Origin of the sequence: Shewanella sp. SW32 (genome assembly GCF_025653365.1) — a bacterium.
GTDB lineage: Bacteria > Pseudomonadota > Gammaproteobacteria > Enterobacterales > Shewanellaceae > Shewanella > Shewanella oncorhynchi.
This window is the reverse complement of sequence record NZ_JAKKSJ010000038.1, coordinates 21,074-44,535: the sequence shown is the minus strand read 5'-3', so window position 1 is coordinate 44,535 and position 23,462 is coordinate 21,074. Positions and strand designations below refer to the sequence as shown.

At 45.5% G+C, this 23,462-nt stretch carries 18 protein-coding genes; 13 read left to right on the top strand and 5 right to left on the bottom strand.

The window, feature by feature from the left end; all coding sequences use genetic code 11:
* Window positions 1-90 precede the first annotated feature (90 nt).
* The 5 genes from L5M28_RS19390 to L5M28_RS19370 all read left to right on the top strand — a co-directional run bounded on the left by L5M28_RS19390 (window position 91) and on the right by L5M28_RS19370 (window position 5,646).
* Window positions 91-1,140 carry a 3-oxoacyl-ACP synthase III gene (locus tag L5M28_RS19390; RefSeq protein WP_028760522.1) on the top strand — a complete coding sequence of 350 codons (1,050 nt, stop codon included), beginning with the start codon at window positions 91-93 and terminating at the stop codon, window positions 1,138-1,140.
* A 168-nt stretch (window positions 1,141-1,308) separates the two neighbouring features.
* Window positions 1,309-2,220: an alpha/beta fold hydrolase gene (locus L5M28_RS19385; RefSeq protein ID WP_173245712.1), complete on the top strand. Its 912-nt coding sequence runs from the start codon at window positions 1,309-1,311 to the stop codon at window positions 2,218-2,220.
* Window positions 2,220-4,076: an olefin beta-lactone synthetase gene (gene oleC / locus L5M28_RS19380; RefSeq protein WP_263204211.1), complete on the top strand. Its 1,857-nt coding sequence runs from the start codon at window positions 2,220-2,222 to the stop codon at window positions 4,074-4,076. Before L5M28_RS19385 ends, oleC begins: the two co-directional genes overlap by 1 nt.
* A gap of 149 nt (window positions 4,077-4,225) precedes the next feature.
* On the top strand, window positions 4,226-5,371 hold the full coding sequence (gene oleD / locus L5M28_RS19375) for a 2-alkyl-3-oxoalkanoate reductase (protein ID WP_263204210.1): 1,146 nt from the start codon (window positions 4,226-4,228) through the stop codon (window positions 5,369-5,371).
* A gap of 35 nt (window positions 5,372-5,406) precedes the next feature.
* On the top strand, window positions 5,407-5,646 hold the full coding sequence (locus tag L5M28_RS19370) for a DUF3624 domain-containing protein (protein WP_263179721.1): 240 nt from the start codon (window positions 5,407-5,409) through the stop codon (window positions 5,644-5,646).
* Between the two features lie 25 nt (window positions 5,647-5,671).
* On the opposite strand, the gene L5M28_RS19365 is transcribed toward L5M28_RS19370, so the two are convergent.
* On the bottom strand, window positions 5,672-7,297 hold the full coding sequence (locus tag L5M28_RS19365; protein ID WP_263204209.1) for a peptide MFS transporter: 1,626 nt from the start codon (window positions 7,295-7,297) through the stop codon (window positions 5,672-5,674).
* Between the two features lie 690 nt (window positions 7,298-7,987).
* Here L5M28_RS19365 and L5M28_RS19360 point away from each other — a divergent pair.
* From L5M28_RS19360 to L5M28_RS19325, 8 genes are all read left to right on the top strand, one after another.
* Window positions 7,988-8,974, top strand: coding sequence for a TerC family protein (locus L5M28_RS19360; RefSeq protein WP_028760515.1), 987 nt, complete (start codon window positions 7,988-7,990; stop codon window positions 8,972-8,974).
* 195 nt (window positions 8,975-9,169) lie between these two features.
* Window positions 9,170-10,708, top strand: coding sequence for a hypothetical protein (locus L5M28_RS19355; protein WP_263197736.1), 1,539 nt, complete (start codon window positions 9,170-9,172; stop codon window positions 10,706-10,708).
* A 253-nt stretch (window positions 10,709-10,961) separates the two neighbouring features.
* Entirely contained in the window at window positions 10,962-11,840 is an 879-nt protein-coding gene (locus tag L5M28_RS19350; protein WP_263197738.1) for an ABC transporter ATP-binding protein, read from the top strand.
* A 12-nt stretch (window positions 11,841-11,852) separates the two neighbouring features.
* Window positions 11,853-15,410, top strand: a complete 3,558-nt coding sequence (locus L5M28_RS19345; protein ID WP_263197740.1) for an ABC transporter permease/M1 family aminopeptidase — start codon at window positions 11,853-11,855, stop codon at window positions 15,408-15,410.
* Window positions 15,411-15,582: 172 nt separating this feature from the next.
* A complete protein-coding gene (locus L5M28_RS19340; RefSeq protein WP_263197743.1) occupies window positions 15,583-17,304 on the top strand; it encodes a phospho-sugar mutase in 1,722 nt (573 codons plus the stop codon).
* Between the two features lie 174 nt (window positions 17,305-17,478).
* The gene (locus L5M28_RS19335; protein ID WP_131525743.1) at window positions 17,479-17,862 is read left to right on the top strand and encodes a VOC family protein; all 384 of its coding nucleotides are present in this window, start codon (window positions 17,479-17,481) and stop codon (window positions 17,860-17,862) included.
* Between the two features lie 88 nt (window positions 17,863-17,950).
* Window positions 17,951-18,400: a GyrI-like domain-containing protein gene (locus L5M28_RS19330; RefSeq protein ID WP_263204213.1), complete on the top strand. Its 450-nt coding sequence runs from the start codon at window positions 17,951-17,953 to the stop codon at window positions 18,398-18,400.
* A gap of 109 nt (window positions 18,401-18,509) precedes the next feature.
* Window positions 18,510-19,223 (top strand): helix-turn-helix transcriptional regulator, encoded by a 714-nt coding sequence (locus L5M28_RS19325; RefSeq protein ID WP_263204208.1) that lies wholly within the window; start codon window positions 18,510-18,512, stop codon window positions 19,221-19,223.
* A gap of 105 nt (window positions 19,224-19,328) precedes the next feature.
* Here the strand turns inward: L5M28_RS19325 and L5M28_RS19320 are convergent, their stop codons facing one another.
* The 4 genes from L5M28_RS19320 to L5M28_RS19305 all read right to left on the bottom strand — a co-directional run bounded on the left by L5M28_RS19320 (window position 19,329) and on the right by L5M28_RS19305 (window position 23,435).
* A complete protein-coding gene (locus L5M28_RS19320) occupies window positions 19,329-20,621 on the bottom strand; it encodes an aerolysin family beta-barrel pore-forming toxin (RefSeq protein ID WP_263204207.1) in 1,293 nt (430 codons plus the stop codon).
* A gap of 718 nt (window positions 20,622-21,339) precedes the next feature.
* Window positions 21,340-21,642 (bottom strand): AzlD domain-containing protein, encoded by a 303-nt coding sequence (locus L5M28_RS19315; protein WP_131525746.1) that lies wholly within the window; start codon window positions 21,640-21,642, stop codon window positions 21,340-21,342.
* The gene (locus tag L5M28_RS19310; protein WP_263138161.1) at window positions 21,639-22,478 is read right to left on the bottom strand and encodes an AzlC family ABC transporter permease; all 840 of its coding nucleotides are present in this window, start codon (window positions 22,476-22,478) and stop codon (window positions 21,639-21,641) included. Before L5M28_RS19310 ends, L5M28_RS19315 begins: the two co-directional genes overlap by 4 nt.
* 120 nt (window positions 22,479-22,598) lie before the next feature.
* Window positions 22,599-23,435, bottom strand: coding sequence for an AraC family transcriptional regulator (locus tag L5M28_RS19305; RefSeq protein ID WP_263204206.1), 837 nt, complete (start codon window positions 23,433-23,435; stop codon window positions 22,599-22,601).
* Between the last annotated feature and the right edge of the window lie 27 nt (window positions 23,436-23,462).

Sequence of the window (23,462 nt, the reverse complement as noted above, 5' to 3'; positions counted from 1 at the left end):
TTTTCTTGTTCAAATGTCGCATTAATGACGAATAACAACTGAAAGCTGACCTGCTGGTCAGTCATTCTAGTGAGCGAATAAAACAGTTTCATGAAATATTCCCGCGTATTTATTAATAGCCTGGCCTATGAACTGGCGCCTGTTGTGGTTTCCAGTAGTGAGCTAGAGTCTCGTCTTGCTCCTTTGTATCAAAAGTTCCGTATTCCTATGGGACAGCTTGCCGCATTGACTGGGATTACCGAACGCCGCTGGTGGCCAAAAGGACATCAATTGTCCGACGGTGCGATTAAAGCTGCCCGTAAAGCCATGGTTGAAACTGGGATTGATGTCGCCGATTTAGGTGCGGTTGTCTATACCGGCGTGTGCCGCGATCAACATGAGCCCGCGACCGCGTGTCGTATTGCTGCCGAATTGGGTGTGTCAAAAGACACTGCGATTTACGATATCAGTAATGCTTGTCTTGGGGTGTTATCGGGTATTTTAGATATCGCGAACCGTATTGAGTTGGGTCAAATCAAGGCGGGTATGGTGGTGTCCTGTGAGTCGGCGCGGGATATTGTCGATGTCACTATCGATAACATGTTGGCCGATCCGACCATGCAGAATTTTGCCCAGTCACTGGCGACCTTAACCGGTGGTTCTGGTGCCGTGGCGGTGATCCTTACCGATGGCAGCTTGCCGCTGACAAATGTGCGTCAGCATCAATTGCTGGGGGCATCGCACTTATCGGCGCCTGAGCATCACCAGTTGTGTCAATGGGGTCTGCAGGAAGTGGGGCATAACCTGTATCGCGAGTTTATGCGTACCGATGCCGTTACCTTGCTTAAAGAAGGCGTTGAATTGGCGAAGCACACTTGGGAGCATTTCCTTGAGCAGCGTAATTGGCTGGTTGAGCAAGTGGACAAAGTGATTTGCCATCAAGTAGGCGCTTCAAATCGTAAGCAAGTACTGAGTGCGCTCAATATCCCCCCCGAAAAAGAATTTCCAACGTATCAGCTGCTGGGCAATATGGGCACAGTGTCGTTACCTGTGACCGCTGCGATGGCGCACGATCAAGGCTTTTTACAAGCGGGCGATCAAGTGAGCTTTTTAGGCATAGGCAGTGGATTGAATTGCATGATGTTAGGCATTAAGTGGTAGGGTGCATTGCACCTTTTCACGCCTTTGCTTGATGGCTGGCATACATTCGAGTCAACCCAGTAAGTCCATGATTCAGTTGATAGCTTAGTCTTTAGTTCAGTCGATAAGCTAAGCCAGCTGTACATAACCCGTTATTCGCTCTCATAAAGAATCAAGATAGGAAGCGTCATGTTAGACACTCTGTTGCCTTTTAAACGTCATTTTCTTAGCCGTAATGGCAACAAGCTACATTATATCAACCAGGGCCAAGGCGAGCCTGTGGTGATGGTTCACGGTAATCCTAGTTGGTCGTTTTACTACCGTAATCTTGTTAGCGCCTTAAAAGACACTCACCAATGCATAGTGCCGGATCATATCGGCTGTGGCCTGTCGGATAAGCCAGACGACAGTGGTTATGACTATACCCTTAAGAACCGTATCGATGATCTCGAAGCCCTGCTCGATAGCCTGAATGTGAAAGAAAACATTACCTTAGTCGTACACGACTGGGGCGGCATGATAGGCATGGGTTATGCGGCGCGTTATCCTGAGCGCATTAAACGCTTAGTGATATTGAACACGGGCGCTTTCCATTTGCCCGAGACTAAACCGTTTCCTTGGCCGCTGTGGATCTGTCGTAATACCCTGTTAGGCACAGTGTTGGTACGCGGTTTCAATGCCTTTTCGTCTATTGCTTCCTATGTGGGTGTTAAGCGCCAGCCGATGTCGAAATACATTCGCGAGGCGTATGTCGCGCCGTTTAACTCTTGGGCCAATCGCATTTCGACGCTGCGTTTTGTGCAGGATATTCCACTGCGTGAAGGCGATAGAAATTATCAATTAGTCTCTGATATTGCTGCGAGTTTACCTAAATTTGCTAAAGTGCCGACCCTGATTTGCTGGGGTCTCAAGGACTTTGTATTCGATAAGCACTTTTTAGCGAAATGGCGCCAACACATGCCCCATGCGACCGTGCATGAATTTGCCGATTGTGGTCACTACATTTTGGAAGATGCCAGCGATGAAGTGATTGCCCATATCAAAGGCTTTATGGCTGACGACCACGTAGAAGCGGCGCCGTCCGAACAGGCCGCAGGTTAATGTCGACCTTGCTTGAGACTGAAGTGGCTCCTTTGGTTGCTCCTTTAGTGACGCCGTTGGAAACGCCGCTTTTAACGGGTTCTTCTACGTCAGCAACGGTCAGTGATGCCAATATTTGTCGTCATCTCAAGCAAGCCGCCCATGCCATTCCCCATCATCTTGCGGTAGCAGTACAAAGCGCTCAGGGCGCTTCTGTGGCGAATTTGCGTTACAGCGAGTTGGACTTCCTTAATCTGGATAGACAAAGCGATGCGATAGCCTTTGCGCTTAATGCCCATGGCATTGAGCGCGGCATGAAGGCTGTGCTTATGGTCACGCCGAGTTTGGATTTTTTTGCACTTACTTTTGCGCTGTTTAAAGCGGGGGTTATTCCTATCCTAGTTGATCCCGGCATGGGGATCCGCAATCTTAAACAGTGTTTTGCTGAAGCCGCGCCCGATGCCTTTATCGGTATTCCCAAGGCTCATATTGCTAGACGTCTATTTGGTTGGGGTAAGGGCAGTATTAAGTCATTACTCAATGTTGATGACGGCAAAACAGGCTTAGCGGCAAAGTTAATCCGTATCGGTACTGGTGCGATAAGTTTATCGACTCTGCTGCAAAGCACCTCAGTACAATCTTCTGCTCCAAAGTCTGAATATCCCATGGTGATGCTTAAATCTGATGAGATAGCGGCGATTTTATTTACCAGTGGCAGCACTGGCACGCCTAAGGGTGTGGTGTATAGCCATGGTATGTTTGAGGCACAAATTCAAGCGCTAAAAAACGATTATGGCATTTGCCATGGCGAGCGCGATCTCGCCACGTTTCCGCTGTTTTCACTCTTTGGTCCCGCACTTGGCATGGCGTCTATCGTTCCAGAAATGGATGCCAGCAAACCTATTACTGCTAATCCTGAATTTCTATTTGCCGCGATTGAGAAATATCAATGCAGTAATATTTTTGTTAATCCTGCTTTGCTCGAACGTTTAGGCCGCGCAGGTGAACAAAAACAGCATAAACTGCCCAGCGTACAGCGGGTGATTTCCGCGGGTGCGCCAGCCACCATTGCCTCCATCGCCCGTTTTAGTAAGATGCTGAGCCAAGGTGTGCCGATTTTAAATTCCTACGGCGCAACCGAATCTTTGCCTATTAGTATGATTGCCAGCGATGCGTTATTTGCCACGACTGACATCACAGATAACGGCGGTGGTATCTGTGTCGGTCGCGCTATCGATGGCGTGACGATTCGCATTATTGCTATCAGCGAAGAGGTTATTCCCGAGTGGGATGATGCCTTACAGCTGAATAATGGTGAAATCGGCGAGATAGTCGTGCAGGGGCCTATGGTGAGTCAGTCCTATTATCTAAACAATAGTCAGCACGCTAGCCAAAACGAAAGCCAAGGCAAACGCGCGACTGCGGCGGCCAAGATTTGGGACTCGTCAACCAATACCGTTAGACACCGCATGGGCGATTTGGGGTATCTTGATGATCAAGGTCTACTGTGGATGTGTGGTCGTAAGGCCCACAGAGTCGACGCCACTCTTAACGGATTGTTTGCTAAACGTTATTATTCCATTCCCTGCGAGCGCATTTTTAATACACATCCCAATGTGAAGCGCTCCGCTTTAGTGGGAGTTAAAGTGGCGAACGAGATAGAGCCATTAATTTGTATCGAACTCGACCAGTCATTGGTGTGCAATAAGAGTCAGCAGTTGTACCAAGATTTGATCGCCATCGCCGAGCAATTTACGCAGACTCAGGGCATAAGGCGGTTTCTTATCCATCCTGATTTCCCTGTGGATGTGCGGCATAATGCCAAGATTTTTAGAGAAAAATTAGCCGTTTGGGCACAATCACAAACGAAAGGTTGATTTAAAACTCCACGGCTTTTTCCTGCATTTTTTACGTTATATTCTGTGTTCATTTGAACAAACTCGCTTATTTTTAAGCCCTTGTGCTTATTTTAAACTTATTACACCGACTTTAAGTTCATGTAAATGTGCTGAAATGGATACCCTTAATGACGAAAGACCCAATCAAGAGCACGACGCTTGCCCAATTTGATGCGGCTGAACAAACGGCACTCGCGCAGCTCGCGCTTAGGGTGCAACACGCCTTTGTCACGGGGGCGGGGGGATTTTTAGGTAAAGCGATTTGCCTGAGATTGTTAGCTGCGGGCATTAAGGTCACAGGTTTTGCGCGTGGGCATTATCCCGAACTTGAAGCGCTGGGCGTAGTCATGCTGCAAGGGGATTTAGTCAATAAAGATCTGCTGCAGCAGGCGATGCAAGGCTGCGATATCGTATTCCATGTGGCGTCTAAAGCGGGTGTTTGGGGGGACAGAGACAGCTATTTTTGTCCGAATGTAAAGGGCGCTGCCAATGTGATTGCCGCTTGTAAGGCATTAAAAATAGATAAGTTAGTTTATACCAGTACCCCGAGTGTGACCTTTGCAGGGCAGGATGAATCGGGTATTGATGAGTCTACTCCCTATGCTACAAGATTCCTGAATCATTATGCCCACTCTAAAGCCATCGCTGAAAAGATGATGCTCGATGCCAATCAAGTGGGTGACATGCCACTTGAAAATCCTGATGTGACTCAAGTCTCTAGCCAAGTGACGACTCAAGCCACTGCACCCTATGCGTTAAAAACCGTCGCACTCAGGCCGCATTTGATATGGGGGCCTGGCGATCCCCATCTAGTACCTCGGGTCTTGTCGCGCGGGCGTTTAGGTAAGCTTAAACTGGTTGGCCGCGAAGATAAGCTAGTCGATACCATCTACATAGATAACGCTGCCTATGCCCATGTGCTGGCGGCACTAGAACTTTGCCAAGCAAAGCCTAAGTGTCAAGGGAAAGCTTATTTTCTGAGTAATGATGAACCCATCACTATGGCCGAGATGATCAATCTGATTTTGGCCTGCGATGCTTTACCGCCAGTGACTAAGCGTGTGCCTCAATCTGTAGCATATGTAGCTGGCGCCGTGTTGGAAACTGTGTATTTTCTACTAAAGAAGCAAGAAGAGCCCATGATGACGCGCTTCGTGGCACGGCAGTTATCCTGCAGCCATTATTTTGATATCAGCGCAGCTAAACGAGATTTAGGTTATCGTGCGCTCGTCTCTATTAATCAAGGGATGGCAAGGCTTAAAGTGTCGCTTTAGTTTTAGATATACTGCCATCATGTTATTGGGGATTTATGAGTTGCGGTGATTGTAAAACGTCAATTTTCAGACAAAAGATTGGTCGCTGCAAACGCTGTATGTGGCAGCTTACGGCTTTATCGGCCATCGGCTGGCCGCTGTGGTGGTGGCTTTATCGTGATGCGCCTAGGGATGTAAACTCGATTGCATTGCTGTTTTTCTGCGCGGCTTTTACGGGGTTACTTACTTTGCACCTTATCGTCTTGGCTTACCGTCGCCTCAGAGGGCGAAAGTAAGCCAACCGACTTTCTGTTTGTGTGCTTAAACTGAGTTAGTCGCCATTTTCTCGTGCATCATTTTTTTCATTAATGGCGCAAGGGCAAAGAAGACTAATGCCATCACCACGCCAATTTGCGCCGAGAAGATAAACAGTTGCTCGTATAGCGCCATCGCACTCGGTACGTCACTTATCACGCCGCCTTGGGTATCAATCGCGGCGAGTTTGTTTAATTCGGCGGCTAAGATTTCAGAGTATGAAGTGCCAAGGAACCAAGCACCCATCATCAGGCTGACCACGCGTTTTACCGAAAGCTGAGTCACGGCAGATAAGCCTATGGGCGACAACAATAATTCCCCGATTTCTAATACAAAATAAGCCGCGACTAAGAACCAAATACTCACTAAGCCACTGCTTAGCGGCATCTGGATCCCGAGCACAAGCACCATAAAGGATAAACCCGCGAACAAAATACCGAGTGCAGTTTTAACCGGTTTACTCGGGTCACAATTTTTACGGGCGAGGGCAGGCCACAGCCAAGCGAAGATAGGCGACAAACTGATCACAAAGAAGGCGCCGAGGAAGGTCAATTGTCCGGCACTCCATTCGAGGCCGAACATGTTACGGTCCATCACACGGTCCGAAAATGCTACCCAAGAGCCATAGGTCTGCTCATATAAACCAAAAAAGACCAAACCCGCAACGATGAAAAGCAGCAAAGCCGACATCTGTTGACGTTCAATCGGATTACAATGTTTCACCATGAACCAGCCAATACCAAGGGCAAGCACTAGTGATACTGAGTGCAAGAACCAAATCACTGGGCTCACTGCGGGTAATAAACTGCTAATCGAAAGTACGAGGGAGTGGGTTTGAATTAACCCCCAGACTATGATTACGCTGCCAATTGCGCTTAAGTAAATCCATTGTTCTGTCGTTATGCCGGCGGTTTTCTTTAAAATCCGCGCAGGATCTCTGGGTTCAGCGAAGCCTTGCAGATGTTTCTTGCCACGAATAAACACCAATAAACCCGCTAACATCCCCAAACCTGCCAAACCAAAACCGTACTTCCAGCCATAGGTTTCACCTAAATAAGCGCAAATTAGCGGGGCTAAGGTGGCGCCTAAGTTGATGCCCGCGTAGAAAATGGTAAAACCAGAATCTCGCTTAGCGGATGATTTAGGATAAAGCTGACCGACTATGGTGGAAATATTGGGTTTTAAAAAGCCCACACCGACAATGATTAAGGCGAGGGATAAATAGAATACTTGCAGCGCTTGTTCATCCCGTTGAACTTCACCCGCAACGATAACCGCTTGATGGCCTTCAAAGGCCATACCTAAGTGGCCGAGCACCAATAAAATACCGCCAAAGATCACCGCTTTACGCATGCCGATATAGCGGTCGGCCAATAAGCCACCCACTACGGGCATGGCATACACTAAGGCACCGTAAGCACCAATCACGTTGTAACCAAATTCATCGGTAAATAGATGATATTTAATCAGGTAAAGAAACAGTAATGCTTTCATACCGTAGAAAGAGAAGCGTTCCCACATTTCGGTAAAAAAGCAGACAAATAAGCCCTTAGGATGCCCAAATAGCATTTCAGCTGGGGGCGAGCCTTGTGGGCCCTGCATTGCGTGCGGCGGGTTTTGTTCTATTGACACTTAAGACTCCCAATGCTGGCACTTTATGCGCCGAGCAGCTAATGATTCATTTTATCGTAATGAATTTTATTAATTATTTTTCATTATTTGTGATTATCGCGGCGCTTTTGATTGCTAAAAGACAGCGCTGTTGCAGCAGTTAATCACACTCGGATGATATGGAACAGCCAAGGGTCTTGAAAGTGATGAATATTTTGTATAACTAACATTTTTAGCCGTTCTTTAAGGCTCGCTATAGCAATACTAAGCGGTTAAATTAATTCATTTTCAGTTAAGAAATGAGTGCTAAATAGTGGCCATAATTCAACTGTGGCAGTTTTATCTTAGCGGCTTTAGCCTTGATTTAGCTGTAGTTCGTCGTTTAATGGATAGTGTAAGTTTTATGATTGATAGCAATTTTGCATTATTGGTAGAGCATCTACGCGCTTGTTCGAGGCTGCTATCTAAAGGAATGTCACGAATGGGTGGGTTAGATGATTTTCTCAGGGAAGCGCTGTGATTGAGAAGTGAACTTATTCGAGGCATAAGTATAAATAAGCACCATAATTATATTGATTGTAAAAGAATTTTAATCTTGATAGTTGCATTTTTCATATAAGATTTCACAGTTTATATTTCTACAATGAGTCAATGTCTATCTGCTCAACTTTACTGATTTAGATCAGTCGTTATGTGTTACTAAGGAGACTTATGGAGTTTTTTACCACCCTATTTGTGGGTTACCCGCTTTGGGTTTGGTTAATGTTTTTCGGTTTTGTGCTGGCGTTATTAGCCTTTGACCTTGGCGTATTGCACAAGGATCAGCATGAAATTACCGTGGCTGAAAGTTTAAAGCTTTCAGCCTTTTATATCTGTATGGGCTTATTGTTTGGGGCCTGGCTCTGGTGGTACAAGGGTTCAACTGCCGGTATGGAATACTTAACGGGCTATCTGATTGAAAAATCACTGTCTATGGATAACGTATTTGTTATCGCGTTAATCTTCAGTAGCTTAGGTATCCCACGTTTATACCAACATAGAGTGCTCTTCTGGGGCATTATGGGCGTAATAGTGTTGCGCGCCATTATGATCGGTCTTGGTGCTGTGCTTGTTGCCCAGTATCAAGGTGTACTTGTGTTATTTGGACTCTTCTTGATTTTCACTGGCGTGAAAATGCTCTTCTCAAACGATGAGCACGGTGATATCCAAGACAATAAGTTTTATAAATGGTTACGCACTAAGATGCGTTTTACGCCAACGCTGCATAAAGAAAAATTCTGGGTTCGTGGCGAAGATCATCAGTTAACAAAAGGATGGTGGGCGACGCCGTTATTCTTGGCGTTGATCTTAGTGGAAACCGCGGATTTGGTGTTTGCAGTCGACAGTATTCCAGCTATTTTTGCGATTACCCAAGATCCTTTCATCGTCTATACCTCGAATATCTTCGCGATTCTGGGGCTACGTGCTTTGTATTTTGCGTTGGCTGCTATGGTGCATCGTTTTGAATACCTTAAATACGCGCTGTCAGTAGTATTAGTGTTTATTGGGGTGAAAGTGGGTTTAGTGTATTTCAATCACGAGGGAATAGTGGACTTTACTATCCCAACAGCAGTATCCCTTGGTGTGACTTTTGGTCTGTTAGTCTTAGGTGTCTTGTATTCGCTGTGGAAGACGCGCGGGCAAGAAGTTGAGAAATAGCTTGGACGGCTAGTCCAATAAGCAATATGTTTCGGCCGTTTAGTCATGCTAAACGGCCTTTTTTATATCCTTAATATGTGAATCGTTAAGCTTTACAGAAGATGTTAAAAATTAGTCTATGCTTAATTTGAGCCGTTGTTAGTTTTAGGCTCACAAAGGGAGTTTTTAGGACTAATACTCTTCAAGGACGATATTATGAAACTCAACATTACCGCCATACTTCTGCTCACCGTTTGTTCATTGACCACAGTCAACGCAAAAGCTGCAGATAAGCAATCGCCTAACACTAGATCTAGCGCAAATTTAACCTGTACTGGAGCCTATCCAAGTTACTTCCAAGATCCTGCTTTTACAAAAACAGGTATGTGGGACAATCAAGTCATTATCAACCAAGCTTATTCTGGCTGGAAGGGGCCTATTTTTAGCCTCAGTGATGCTTATTCGAGTGCTAAACCAGATAGCGCTGCACCTTGGCTTAAATTCAATCCTTTCGATAAAAATCTGAGTGAAAGTGATAAAAATACCCAAGCTGAGCAATACCTCTGGGCTGTGATGAAGTACATCCAAGAGGGAAACATCGACAAAGGCGATGTCAGTAAAGACTGGGATCTGTGTAACAACAAGGTGCGCTCTTGGTACCATATTCCCTATCAGACCTATGATCCCATGAGTGGGCGGGAATTTATCCATGGCTTGACCCGAGAAGCCCCCGTTACTATGGAGATAAAAGGCCAAGGCTCCCTTAAAACCACTATGTGGGCGGTGGGCTTTTATAATCCTCAGGCGGCAAACAGCATTGGCAAGGTATGGACCGGGGCACCATCACCTGTGATGCCCCAGCAAAACTTTGCATTTAATGAAGGCAGTGTGATTGGCAAGTTACTGTTCACAACCGCAACGCCTAATAACTATCCTTTCCTTGAAAATGTACCTGTTTGGCAAGCCAATATCAGTGCCAGTGATTTCTGTGTATGTAAAAACGCCGATGGCAGTGCTTGCAGTTTTCAACAGGAAACAGAGCAATGCCCGCGCTCTGTCGCCGATGTGTACTTATTGCAGTTTGATATTGCAGTGCGCGACAGCCGTTCACCCGTGGGCTGGGCCTATGGCACTTTTGTCGCCGATGGTCAGTTTAAAGCGAAAGAGAAAAATCCTTGGGATCGTATCTCACCTCTGGGATTAATGTGGGGGAATGACACGCCGCCAGCAACAGTGGGAGCGGCAGCATTCCCTCAAAACCCAATCACAGGGCTTAAGGATAGCGCCGTATTTCAAGAGGTCGTTGGCCGTTTGAATGAGCACACCAATGCGGGACACTTAGGGTGTAATGGGCGCCTAAATGGCCCTGCGGATAATGCATTAAGTAGCTGTTTATCTTGTCATCAAACTGCTTCAGTTCCCGATAGTACCAATAATACACCGGCAATCCTGTACCAATTTGCCTCGTATCAAGAGCCGGGCAGTGGTCAATGTTTAACATCGCCCAGCGCCCTCGATTTATCGATTGACCAAGTGTATTTCAAAACCTTTATGTGTTCTGCGTCCTTCGTTGGACCCAGTAACATAGTCCCTGCACCTAAATATACTCAAGGGCAAAAACAGTGGATTTCTACTGATTTTTCATTGCAGCTCAGTATCAGTCTCACCCAGTGGCAAGAATGGCAACAAGACCAAGATAACCTGAAAAAGAATATCAAAGTACGTATATTTGATGGCACTTTACCCTCGCGCTAATGTTGGCGTTTATGTAACTAATTGTATTTGGTACGCCATATTTTAATTCGCAGCATATTTTTACTTTTATATTGTATTTCAATAGCAAGGGACTCAAATAGAGTCCCTTTTGCTATTTTAGGGATTAAGAATATGTAGTTTGTTTTGCTGGCTATCATTCTGTAAGTACATGAATATCTTGATAACTACTGTGAGGGTTAATTTTATGTGATAGTTTGTTGGTATTTTGAACTCACAGACGCAAGAGGGAAGCATGCTGACTATTTCTAATCTCACTAAAACCTATGATAACGGTGTTAAAGCACTCGATGGTGTTGATTTAACGATTTCCAAAGGGATGTTTGGTTTACTCGGACCCAATGGCGCTGGCAAGTCATCACTCATGCGTACCATTGCCGCCCTGCAAAGTGCCGATAGTGGCAGCATAGTGTTTGATGGTATTGATGTATTAGCCGATCCTCAAGCGCTGCGTAAAACCTTGGGATATTTGCCCCAGGACTTTAATGTTTATCCGCGTATTAGTGCCTATGACCTGTTAGATCATTTAGCCATTCTTAAGGGCATTAATCAAAGCAAGCTGCGTAAAGAAGCGGTTGAAGGATTGCTGGCACACACCAATCTTTATCAGCATAAAAATAAAGCCGTGAGTGGTTTTTCTGGCGGTATGCGTCAGCGTTTTGGTATTGCTCAGGCCTTGCTTGGTGATCCTAAATTATTGATTGTGGATGAGCCGACTGCGGGTCTCGATCCCGAAGAACGTAACCGTTTCCATAACTTGCTGGTGAGTTTAGGCGAGGAAAAAGTGGTAATCCTCTCAACTCACATTGTCGAAGATGTGTCTGAACTCTGCGCTAATATGGCGGTTTTGGCATCGGGTAAAATTCTGCTTCAAGGCAATCCACATCAATTGGTGGGTGAATTAACGGAAAAAATTTGGACTAAGACTGTGAGTCAAGCACAGGCGCAGGAGCTTGAGGCGCAATTACCTGTGATTTCTAAGCGTTTATTAGCGGGACGCACAGTACTGAATGTGATAGCTGAAACTTGTCCTGAAGGATTTACCCCTGCGACTGCTGGGCTTGAAGATCTGTATTTTTCGACTTTACTCAGTCACCGCCGTCAGGCTGCCTAAGGAGATATCAATATGTTGTTATCAATGCTTAGGTTTGAGTGGCGTTATTATTTGCGTCAGCCATCCTTTTATGTTGTTTCTTTTCTATTGTTTTTAATGAGTTTTCTATCAGTCGTCTCCAACAATATTCAAATTGGTAGCGGCGGTGAGGTGATGAAAAACAGCCCATTTGGGATTACTCAAACCATGTTGATCATGGGACTTATTTCCATGTTTGCCGTGGTGAATTTTGTGGGTAGCACGGCTATTCGCAATCATCAGCATTTGATGGAAGAGCTGATTTATAGCAAACCCCTATCACCATTTGCATACCAATTTGGTCGATTTCTCGGCAGTTTTGTTGTGGTGATGATGGTATTTGCCTTTATCCCCATAGGGTTAATGCTCGGCTCTTTTATGCCATGGGTCGATGCTAGCCGTTTTGGGCCTTTTGCGTTATCGAATTATCTTGTGCCGTATTTTTTACTCGCCATGCCGACTTTGCTGCTGATCTCGACTCTATTCTATGCGATGGCAAGTCATTTTCGTTCCTTAATGGCGCTCTATCTGACCGCTGTAGCCATGTTGGTGCTTTATACCTTGACGGGCGAAATGGCGAGTCAGCCACAATATCGCACCATAGCCGCCTTGCTTGATCCCTTTGCGCTGCGCACCTTTGCCGAAGTGACCCGTTACTGGACCATTAGCGAGAAGAATAGCCAGTTAATTGAATTCTCAGGACTCGTACTGCAAAACCGGGCGATATGGTTTGGAATTGCCTGTGTATTACTGGCCGTTTCAGGGATTTTCCGTCAGCCGAGTTTGACTAAGAAACGTGAGAAAAAATCCGATAAAGCAGGAAAAGTTCCCAGCTTAGTGCCTTTGGCACAATTGGCTATGGCAACTGATCCTAATGGTCGTCAGCAATTTTGGACGCGGGTTAAATTTGAAGTACGGCAAGTACTATTTACCGCGCCATTTGTGGTGTTAGGTGTGCTGACTATTTTCAATTTAGTCGGCCCCATGTTCGATGATTTTGGTTGGTATGGCACATCTAATTGGCCATTAACCCAAGATATGGTGAATAACATTGCCGGCGCGACGGGGTTATTGATGGTGATAGTGCTGATTTATTACAGCGCAGAAATCGTCTGGCGTGAACGCAGTTCAGGAATGGGAGATATCGTCGATAGCGTTCCCGTATCAAACTTAAGCTTTTGGGGCTCAAAGTTAGTATCTGTGGTCATTGTGATGACCTTGCTCTATGTGCTCGCCATGTGTACCACAATTGCTTTTCAACTGATAAAAGGTCAAGCCAATCTTGAGATTGCTCAATACCTTATCAGGCTCGGATTTTATTACCTCCTGCCGCTGTTGATGACCGCTGTGCTAGCGTTTTTCCTACAAGTGCTTAGCCCAAATAAGTACGCAGGTATGGGACTATTTGTCGCTTATTATCTAACGACATTTGTTATGGCAAGCTGGGGATTTGGCCATAGCCTATATAACTTTGGTCAATCACCGACCTTAATTTACTCGGATATGAACGGCTACGGTTGGGGCTTATTAAGTCATGCACTCTATATGATTTACTGGGGGGCTTTTAGCCTTATCCTGTTTGTTTTAGGTTATGGCTTGTACCATCGCGGACCGCAGCAAAGCCTTAAAACCCGTATGGGATTACTGAGTTATCAGCTTGGTTTTAGTGGCAAAGTCATTGTAAGCGTTGCTTTGGTGGTATTTTTGGGCATGGGCAGTTATTTGTTCTACCAAACAAAAGTGTTGAATCATTATTTAACCCAAGATGAAACCACAGATCTGCAAGCTGATTATGAGAAGGCCTTCAAACAATACCAAAGCATGCCGATTTTAGTGGCCACTAAGGTCAATGCGAATATTGATATTTTCCCTGAAGAGCGAAAAATTGTTGCTAAGGTGATATTCGAATGGCAAAACAAGTCAGATAAACCAATCGAAAGGATGTTAGTGCAGTGGCCCGAGCATACTGAGGCCGAAACGGTAAAAATCAATATCCCGAATACAAACTTAGGTGAGTTAGATAGCCGCTATCGCAATGCTTGGTTGACCTTTTCGACGCCAGTGCAGCCTGGGCAGGTGGTGCAAGGGGACATTCAATTAGTACGTCAGTCTGTGGGTATTGCTGAAGCTGGCTTTGATATGTCTGTGGTTGAAAATGGCACCTTCATCAACAATTTCGAACTATTGCCCCTCTTTGGTTATCAAGACGGCTATGAGCTGATGGATCGCCACGAGCGCGAAAAGCGCGATTTAGCCGAAAAAGCTCGAGCGAACAAGCTTGAAGACAGCCGTTACTACACGCAAAACTTCTTTGGTGTCGATGGTGATTTCATTCAGTTTGAAGCCACTATTTCGACAAGTGCAGATCAAATTGCATTAGCGCCAGGGTATTTGCAAAAACAGTGGCAGCAGGATGGGCGTGAGTATTTCCATTATTCGATGGATAGCCCTATGGTGAATTTCTACGCCATTATTTCGGGCCGTTATCAGGTGGAAAAAACTGAGCACAATGGTGTTGCGGTTGAGGTTTACTACCATGCGGAGCATCCTTGGAACGTTGCGCGCATGATAGAGTCGGTTAAAGATTCTATCGATTACTACACACAAGCATTTGGGCCTTATCAGCATAAGCAAATGCGAATTATGGAGTTTCCGGGTTACCGTAGTTTTGCACAAAGTTTTGCTAATACAGTGCCTTACTCAGAGCGTATTGGTTTTATTACTGATTTACGCAATGAGGATAATATCGATCCTGTGTATTACGTCACCGCCCATGAAGTGGCACATCAATGGTGGGGACACCAAGTGGGCGCTGCCGATGTGCAGGGCAGTGCTGTGATATCCGAAAGCTTGTCGCAGTATTCGGCGTTGATGGTGCTGGAGAAAAAGTATGGCGATAAAATGATCCGTAAATTCTTGAAATACGAATTAGATAGATATTTACGCGGCCGTTCATCCGAGTCCATCAAAGAAATGCCTCTGCTGCGCAGTGAAAATCAGCAGTACATTCATTATCAGAAAGGCTCAGTGGTGATGATGGCGATTAAAGATGTGTTGGGTGAAGAGAAACTTAACGCTAATTTGAAGGCATTCTTAGCGCGTTATCAGTATCGTAACGATCCTTTCCCAACCACATTGGATTTAGTGAGTTACCTTGAGCAAGGGACAGATGAAGCGCAAGCTCGCTTTATCGATGAGTCTTTTAATGACATCACGCTCTACGATCTTAGGTTAACCAATGCGGTCATGACCACTCTGCCCGATGGTAAGACGCAAGTTGACTTGAGCATTTATGCCAGTCGCAAAGTCGCGAGTGGTAAAGGTGAAGAAACCGAACAACCTTTAGATGCCATCATCGATATCGGTGCCTTTAGTGCCGATCCCGATAAGCTAAAGGATGACAAACAGGTGTTATTGATTGAGAAGCACAGGCTGGTCAGTGGTGAAAACAAGCTGACGATCACTTTGGCTGAAAAACCCAGTTATGTGGGGGTCGATCCCTTTGTGAAGCTCATCGACAGAGATACGAAGGATAATATCTTTAAACTCTAAATCCGTTTTGAAACCAGTTTGTTAAAACCAACGCACTATCTGGCATGACCTGTTAGATAGTGCGTTTTTTATGGCAATACCCTTGGCTCATTTTGAAATTAATGCAAATTAGCTTGTTCTTCTACGTGCTTTTTCCTAAGGTGATTGCAAATGATTTTCAATGAGGCGTGATATGAATACCCATCTGCAGTTACAGGTAAACCATTGGCTTGAAAATGATCCAGACCCTCGCACTCAAGCCCAGTTACAAACCCTAATTGATAGCGGCAATGAAGCCGAACTCGCAGCGCGCTTTGCGGGTCGCTTGGAATTTGGCACCGCAGGATTACGCGGTGTCGTCGGTGCAGGGCCTATGGGGATGAACCGTTTGGTGATCCGCCAAACCTCTGCTGGTCTTGGTGCTTATCTACTTGATCAGATTAAAGATACCGCCGAGCGTGGCGTGGTGATTGGTTATGATGGCCGCCATGATTCATTTAATTTTGCCCATGATGCGGCGAGTGTGCTCACCGCTATGGGGATTAAGGTACGCTTAACGTCCAAAGTAGCGCCAACGCCGTTGGTGGCCTTTGGGGTAAAACATTTTAATGCGGCAGCGGGCATTGTGGTGACCGCGAGTCATAACCCGCCGCAATACAATGGCTATAAAGTCTATTGGGAGAATGGCGCGCAGATTATTCCGCCCCACGACTCTGGCATTGCCGCGCAAATTGAGCGCGCCGCGAATCAAGCTATTCCGTTTTTAGAGCATGATGACGCGGTAAAACAAGGTAAGTTAGTTATCCTGCAGGACGATTTTTACCAAAGCTATCGCCATGGCGTGCAGCAAGCTGAGGTGCTGCAAAACCATACCGCTCCTGAAAAGGTGAGTTTAGCCTATACCGCCATGCACGGTGTGGGTGCCGAAATGGCTGAAACGGTATTGAAAGATGCTGGTTTCACCCAAGTGTATTCGGTTGCCTCCCAGCGTGAACCCGATGGGGATTTCCCGACGGTGAACTTCCCAAACCCTGAAGAAAAGGGTGCGATGGATTTAGTGATTGCCGAGGCGAAAAAACACGGCGCTATGCTCGCCTGTGCTAACGATCCCGATGCCGACCGTTTTGCGGTCGCAGTGCGTAAAGAGGATGGCGAGTATCAGATGTTGACGGGCGATCAAGTCGGTGTGCTCTTTGGGCATTACTTACTATCTCACGCTAAAGATCATCAGCGTCTTACGGGCACAACGATAGTGTCATCGAGCCTGTTATCTAAGATTGCTCAGGGTTTTGGCACGCAAAGCTTTACCACGCTCACTGGCTTTAAGTGGCTGATGAATGTAGGGATTGCGAAAACTTCGCCTGAGGATCAGTTCCTGTTTGCCTATGAAGAAGCCCTTGGCTACACAGTTGGCAGCATGGTGTGGGACAAAGACGGCTTGTCGGCGCTGGTGGCATTTGCCCAATTGACTGCCGAGCTGGTGGCGAAGGGGCAAACGATTTGGGACAGACTCGAGCAAATTTACCGTGAGCATGGGTTCCATCTCAATGCGCAGGTGAGCATTGCCTTAAAACCTGACACGCCCAATATTGGCGCCTATTTGCGCGAGCATCCACCTGTGAAGATTGGTGAGTTAGATGTGCTCTCAACCGATGATTTAAAGGCCCTTGAGCGTCGTTTTGTCGATGGAAATGTTGAGAAAATCGACTTACCACCGAGCGACGTATTGACTTACTGCTTAGCGGGCGGGGCTCGGGTGATCGTCAGACCATCTGGCACTGAACCTAAAATTAAGTGCTACTACGAAGTGGTAGAAACTATGGTTGATACAGATACCTTAGCTAGCGCCCAAGCGAGGGCGAGCAAAGCCATGGATGATTTTATTCAGGCTCACCAAGCCAGTTTGCCAAAATAATCTTGGTTGCTGGTTAAGTTAAAACGCCAAAATTCACTTTTATTAAAAGGCTACTGACATCATGCTGTCAGTAGCCTTGTTTTATTCTTGTTGTCGCCCGTTAATGATTCAGTCCTGAATTGTACTAATAAGGTTTTGAATCATTGATATTTTTTCAACAAGGAGAAAGTGAAAATGTTATCTATTGCACCGTTAGTTTGGGGTGAAATTCCTGTCAGTGACATGAACCGTGCCATTGCTTTTTATCAACAGCATTTTGGGGTTGAGTTTAAACGTGACGATATGGAAGACATGGAATATGCGACCATAGTCACCGAGGATGCGAGCGCGGCGAGCATAGGGCTAGTCAAATGCAGCATGAGCCAGCCATCGATGCAAGGTAGCACTGTATATCTGCATTTCAGCGCACAATTGCAACCTTTAGTGGATAAACTTATCGCAGCAGAGGTGACGATTATCCTGCCAGTCACACCGATTAAAGACGGTGAATGTGGTTATATCGCCTTATTTGCCGATAGCGAAGGTAACAAAGTGGGTCTGTGGTCTAAGGATAAGTAGTCTCGAGTGTTAAATTTTTAGCGTCGTGTCCTTAAGGCACGACGCTAACATTAACCTATTGGTTTAGATTTCTATGGAAGAAACAAAGATGGATGTGGTTTATATTGATGCTCGACCGTTACTTGGACTAAGCACCCGCACGAATAATCGGGCAGAAATGTCTATCGATAGCGCTAAAATTGGCAGTTTATGGCAAGCCTTTTTTGAATCATCCCAGCTGACCGCTATGCTCAATTCGCCCATGTATGGCGTGTATTATGACTATGAGTCAGACATGAATGGCGAGTTTTCTGTGCTGGTGGGTAAGGCAATTGATGCCCCTGTTGATGCAAGTCATTTTACGCCATTGGAGCTTAACGCGGGCAAGTACCTAAAATTCACTGCTCAGGGTGATATGCCACAGTGTGTTATCGATCTTTGGGGGCAAGTGTGGGGTTATTTTAGCGCGGCTGATTGCTTTCATCAGCGACGCTATCAAACGGATTTTGAAGTCTATCTTAGTGCTACTGAGGTTGAGATCTATATCGGGATTTTATGATTTAAATCGTAAACTATCACTCAAGTGAGTATCAGGATATGTCAGTGATTTATGTAAACTCACAATGCTTAATCAACTGATAGGCAACTAAAGGATTAAATCAGAGTCAATGCGCCGCGCCGACCGCCTATTTCAAATAGTGCAAATTCTTAAACATAAACGCCTGACCACGGCCCAAGAGTTGGCTGAACGGTTAGAGGTTTCTACACGCACGATTTACCGTGATGTGCAGGACCTGTGTTTAAGTGGCATTCCTATTGAAGGGGAAGCGGGTGTCGGCTATTTGTTGCGCCACGAGGTTAATGTTCCGCCCTTGATGTTTAACGAAGCCGAACTCGAAGCGATTCAAGTTGGCATGCGTATGGTGCAAACTTGGGGTGGTAAGGAGCTTGGTAGCGCAGCGAGGCAGGCGATGATCAAAGTCGAAGCCGTACTACCAAAACGACTACAAGCCTATCAATCCTTGATGTTTTCACCGGACTTTTACCTCGACTCCAATGAGTTTCAATTCCTCGATCCCTTGCGTAATGCGGCTCAGCACCGCGAATACGTCAAACTCTTCTATCAAGACGTCAAACTTGATGTCACCGAGCGTGAAGTGCGTCCGCTCGCCATCTATTTTTGGCGTGGCACTTGGACCTTACTGACATGGTGTGAGCTACGTGCTGATTTTCGTAATTTCAGGGTCGATCGCATCACAGGTCTTGTGCGGTTAAACCGTCATTTTGATCTCACTCTTGGGCAAGAGCTTGAAGATTATATTTGCCTGATGGATGAGCAATCGAAGGCGCGAGCAGAAGCGAAAGAAAAGCCACTCGAATGAGTGGCTTTGTATTACATTTTTAATTTGCTAGTAACGGGCTAGTTGTATCGAGATCTCTCTGATACTAGTGTCATCGCTGTTATTGAGAGTCTAAGCTCACCGTTTTTAATTGTTTAACATGACTTCGCTTGATTGCGAAATATTCAGTTTTTTGATTAAACCATCTTCATCATTGTTTTGGATCTCGCCGACGGCAACCTGAATATTGCGACTCAGTCCTAATTTTTGAGCGCTTTTAGGACGATTAGCAATGTCTTCATCCGTTAGTGGATAGGATTCACTGGCATCGATATTAAATTGACTTGAATCTATTGCAGTAAATTTACCGCTGATAGGTGCGCCATGTTGTCTAACAATATTCGCCAATTGCCACTCAAACCCACTTTTTGACTGTGCCGAATTAATCGCAGCAGGCCAATCCCATACACCATAACCGTTTATATCTTGATGAAGATATTGATCGACTAAGGCTTCTGGTCCATTCAGATTATTCGCATTCGCTCCGCCAAAGGTGTAAGGGAAGTTAGGTCTATTTGTAGGGTGATTAATATGCGCATTACCTCCCCATTTTAAGAAGTTCTCATATTTTATATCGTACATCATATATAAACTTGAGGTGTATGGGACATCCGCCTTTTGTTTAAATAGGGTGATTGAGATATAACGTTTGCTGCGAGGCGGCATAATTGCGCGGTACTGCGCCTGACTCGAAATCGTTGTACTTTTGCCGTCGGTTTCACTCCAACCTTGGCTGGCAGAAAATTCGGCGCTGATTTCAGAACTTGCTCCACCTATTCCTGGAATACCCACTTCATATTTATTGGTTACGCCAATTTTTTCGGAGAAGGAGAAATTATCGGTTTTGGCCCAGCTAGTGGTGTAATCATAGTTTAGGGTGGCCACACCGGTATCTTCGGTATCGCCCCAGTTATAGATAACCACAGGAGCAGTATAAATAGCCTCACGATCATAAACTTGAGGTGAACCTAACTTTAGACTTTGAGGATTAGTGACGAAATGAATATTTTGTAAATTTACCTTCAAACGTTCATTCGCTCTGTAGCCGTTTGCATAAGGATCATTGCCGTTATAGCGGGCTTTAAGACTGTATTCGTTGCTCGATTCCCTTCTGACTTCGATGTCTTCACCAACATACTGGGATGCCGTACCGCCAGCCCATGCATATCCAAGATGGTGTCCTAAGGAGAATAACGAGCTGATAAACGAGGGATCGTTAATCGCATCATTTTTAAGCGAATCAAGATCAGGGGCAGCGTGTTCTACCATTGACAGTTTTGGAATAGTATTCGGAATAGCAGCTTCGGCCAACAAAGAAACAGTTCCAAGTGCGGTTAAACAGGATAACGTTAATATACCCAGGCTAGATTTTGTTCTCATGATTGTTCCTTTATTTTAATAAAATACGTCCTTTCATTGAGAGCGCCGATGGCAATTATATGTAGTCCTGAATCATATAAATAATCATTACTGCTAGGCACATCTAAAAACTAGCACTTTTATTTTTATTAAACAAAATAAAAATGAATTAATTTAAGGCGTGTTTGAATTTGGTTAAAAGTGTTAATTAATTTATTTTTAAACGGTATTTAAAACTTTATAATATAGTGTATTTACTTTAATTTTTAATGGGTTGGTTTTTGAGTGTGGATTAATATTTATGCGGCATTTTATTATGTAAAACTTTTTTAATGGACTCTTTATACCGAGAACTATACCGAGAACTATACCGAGATTAATGCTGTAATAGATGCAGTAAATAATATTTCTGAATGGACGTTTTTAGAGACTAAATAGTTTGAATATGGTTAGGTTAAGTATTTTGTTTTTATTGTTTGAGTCTTTGTTATTGCTGATAAATATCATCACTCTTCCATTATCGTCGATGTGTGAAATACCGTTAAAGCCGATACTATTAGTTGCACAGACATAAGAGCCTAAATACATGAAGATTGTGGAAGATCAAGATAACGTGGAAGTGATTTTCTAGGGGGCGATGTCTCAGAGGGGGGGTAGGCTGTGTAAAAGAGTGGTAGGAACGGTGTCAGTGATTGATGCAAGAGTCAGTGCCGTTGCTGAGCACTGACTCTTTGTTGACTTAGTGGATAAAGAAAAACAGTCCCATACTCAGCACTGTGGTTAGCAAGGTATTACGGGTGACGAGCGCCAACACAGTAGCGACTACGGCGCAGATGAGATAGCTGTTGTCTAGGCTCAGATCGAGCTGACCTTCCTGCACAAACACTATGGGCGCAAAGATCGCAGTGAGTACCGCAGGGGCCGAGTAACTTAAAAAGGTTTGGGTGCCCTTACTTAATCGCAGCGGTAGTTTAGGCTCAAGTAGTAAATGACGACTGATAAACACAACCGCCGCCATTGAAAAGATCATTAACCAAATCATGCTTTTTCTCCTGACAATGTTTTTGTCTTAATGTCAGTCCCTGTTCCTGTATCCACTTCTGTTTTGGTCTGTGCGCTTGCTAGCTGACTGGCGGATTGTTCTGCGCGTTCCGCTTCCTTGGTCGCTTTGGCGTAAAGTACACCTGCCGTCATTCCCGCAATGGCGGCAATGAGCAGTCCCGCTTGAATTTTAAAAACGGCGCATACCACTGCTAGGGTGAGCGAGACTAATACACAGACGAGAATCGATGGTTTTTTTATGGTAGGAACGACCAGAGCGATGAAGGTGGCTGCGATGGCAAAATCTAATCCCATCTCATCTAAATTCTCGATCGCATTGCCCGCCACTATGCCAAGTAGTGTGGCTATGTTCCAACCGATATAGAAACTCAAACCGCCGCCAAGGGCGTACCAAGGGTCGAACTTATGTAACTTGCCTTGATTGGCGATGGCAAACAGTTCATCTGTGAGCAAAAAGCCCAATGTTAGGCGCCACTTTAACGGCAACGGACTGATTTGACTGCGCATCGCCATTGCATATAACAGATGGCGTGAGGTGATGAGTAACGTCGTAATTAAGATACTCCACAGACCAATACCAGCTTTCACCATGCCGAGTGCCACTAATTGAGCCGCGCCCGCAAAGATAATCGCCGACATAGCTTGGCTCTCAATGGGCGTTAGCCCAACCTCAATGGCGAAGGAGCCCGCTAAAATTCCCCAAGGTACAACCGCTATCGTCAACGGCATCATGGCTAATGTACCTTTTAAAAATGCCTTGGATTTTGTGGGATGCACAGGATAAACATCAGGTTTTATAAGCTTGTCGGTGGTCACTTTGGCTCCTAAAAATAGCGGCGACGGGGTTGCTGTTAAACATATATGGATAAGGTTGCTTGCTTAGTCAATAGAGGAGAAAGCAAGAATGAGCATGGCAGATTAACTTAAAGTGGTTGTTTAGGCTTGGATAATATTGCGGCCTATTTCTTTGGCAAATTGCCCCGGCGTTACGCCGACGGTCTTTTTAAAATGCCGATTCAAATGGCTTTGATCGTGAAAACCACAATCGAGGGCGACATCAAGCAGCCGTGTGCCTTGCTTGATTTTCCCCTTGGCGAGTCTCACTCTTGCCTGAATTTGATAAGCGTGGGGCGGTAAGCCGTAATAACGCTGAAATTGCTTCAGCAAATAATAGGGGCTTAATCCCGCGAGTGTTGCCAGCTCTTCAAGGGAGATGTCGGCTGCAGGATGATCGTCGATAAAGGATTTCACCAGTGCTAACGCAGGCTTAGCTATTGCCGCGAGGTTGTCGCTTGGACGATGCTTGCCATGGCGTGTCATCAACTGTGTCAAGCTTGAATAGACCAAGCTTTCGCGCAGTAAGCGATTGTCCGATGTATCTAAGGTAGTAAAGGTGAGGCGCAGCAGTTCGGCTAATTCAGGATCGTACACTACGGGCTCAGGGAAATAGGGCGCACCGCGGTTTGATGCTAGCTCACTGTTAATATTGGCAAACTGCGCGGGTACTGGATACATGGCACGATAGGACCAACCGCCCTCGGTGGCGCTACAGCCATTATGGACTTCGTCGGCGTTGACGAGAATGATGCTGTGCTTTGGCGCCACATGGTTGCCACCTGTGCGATAAAAACGCTGCGCCCCCGTTTCAATCACGCCGACTGTATAACCTTCATGGGTGTGCCGACTAAAGTTTTGTTTATGGTAGTGGGCATTGAGTAACTCGAGGCCACCTAATTCATCGGCAATCTGGTAGGCCGCATGTTCTGTATTCATTAAGCCTCCTTTCTTGAATAGATGAAT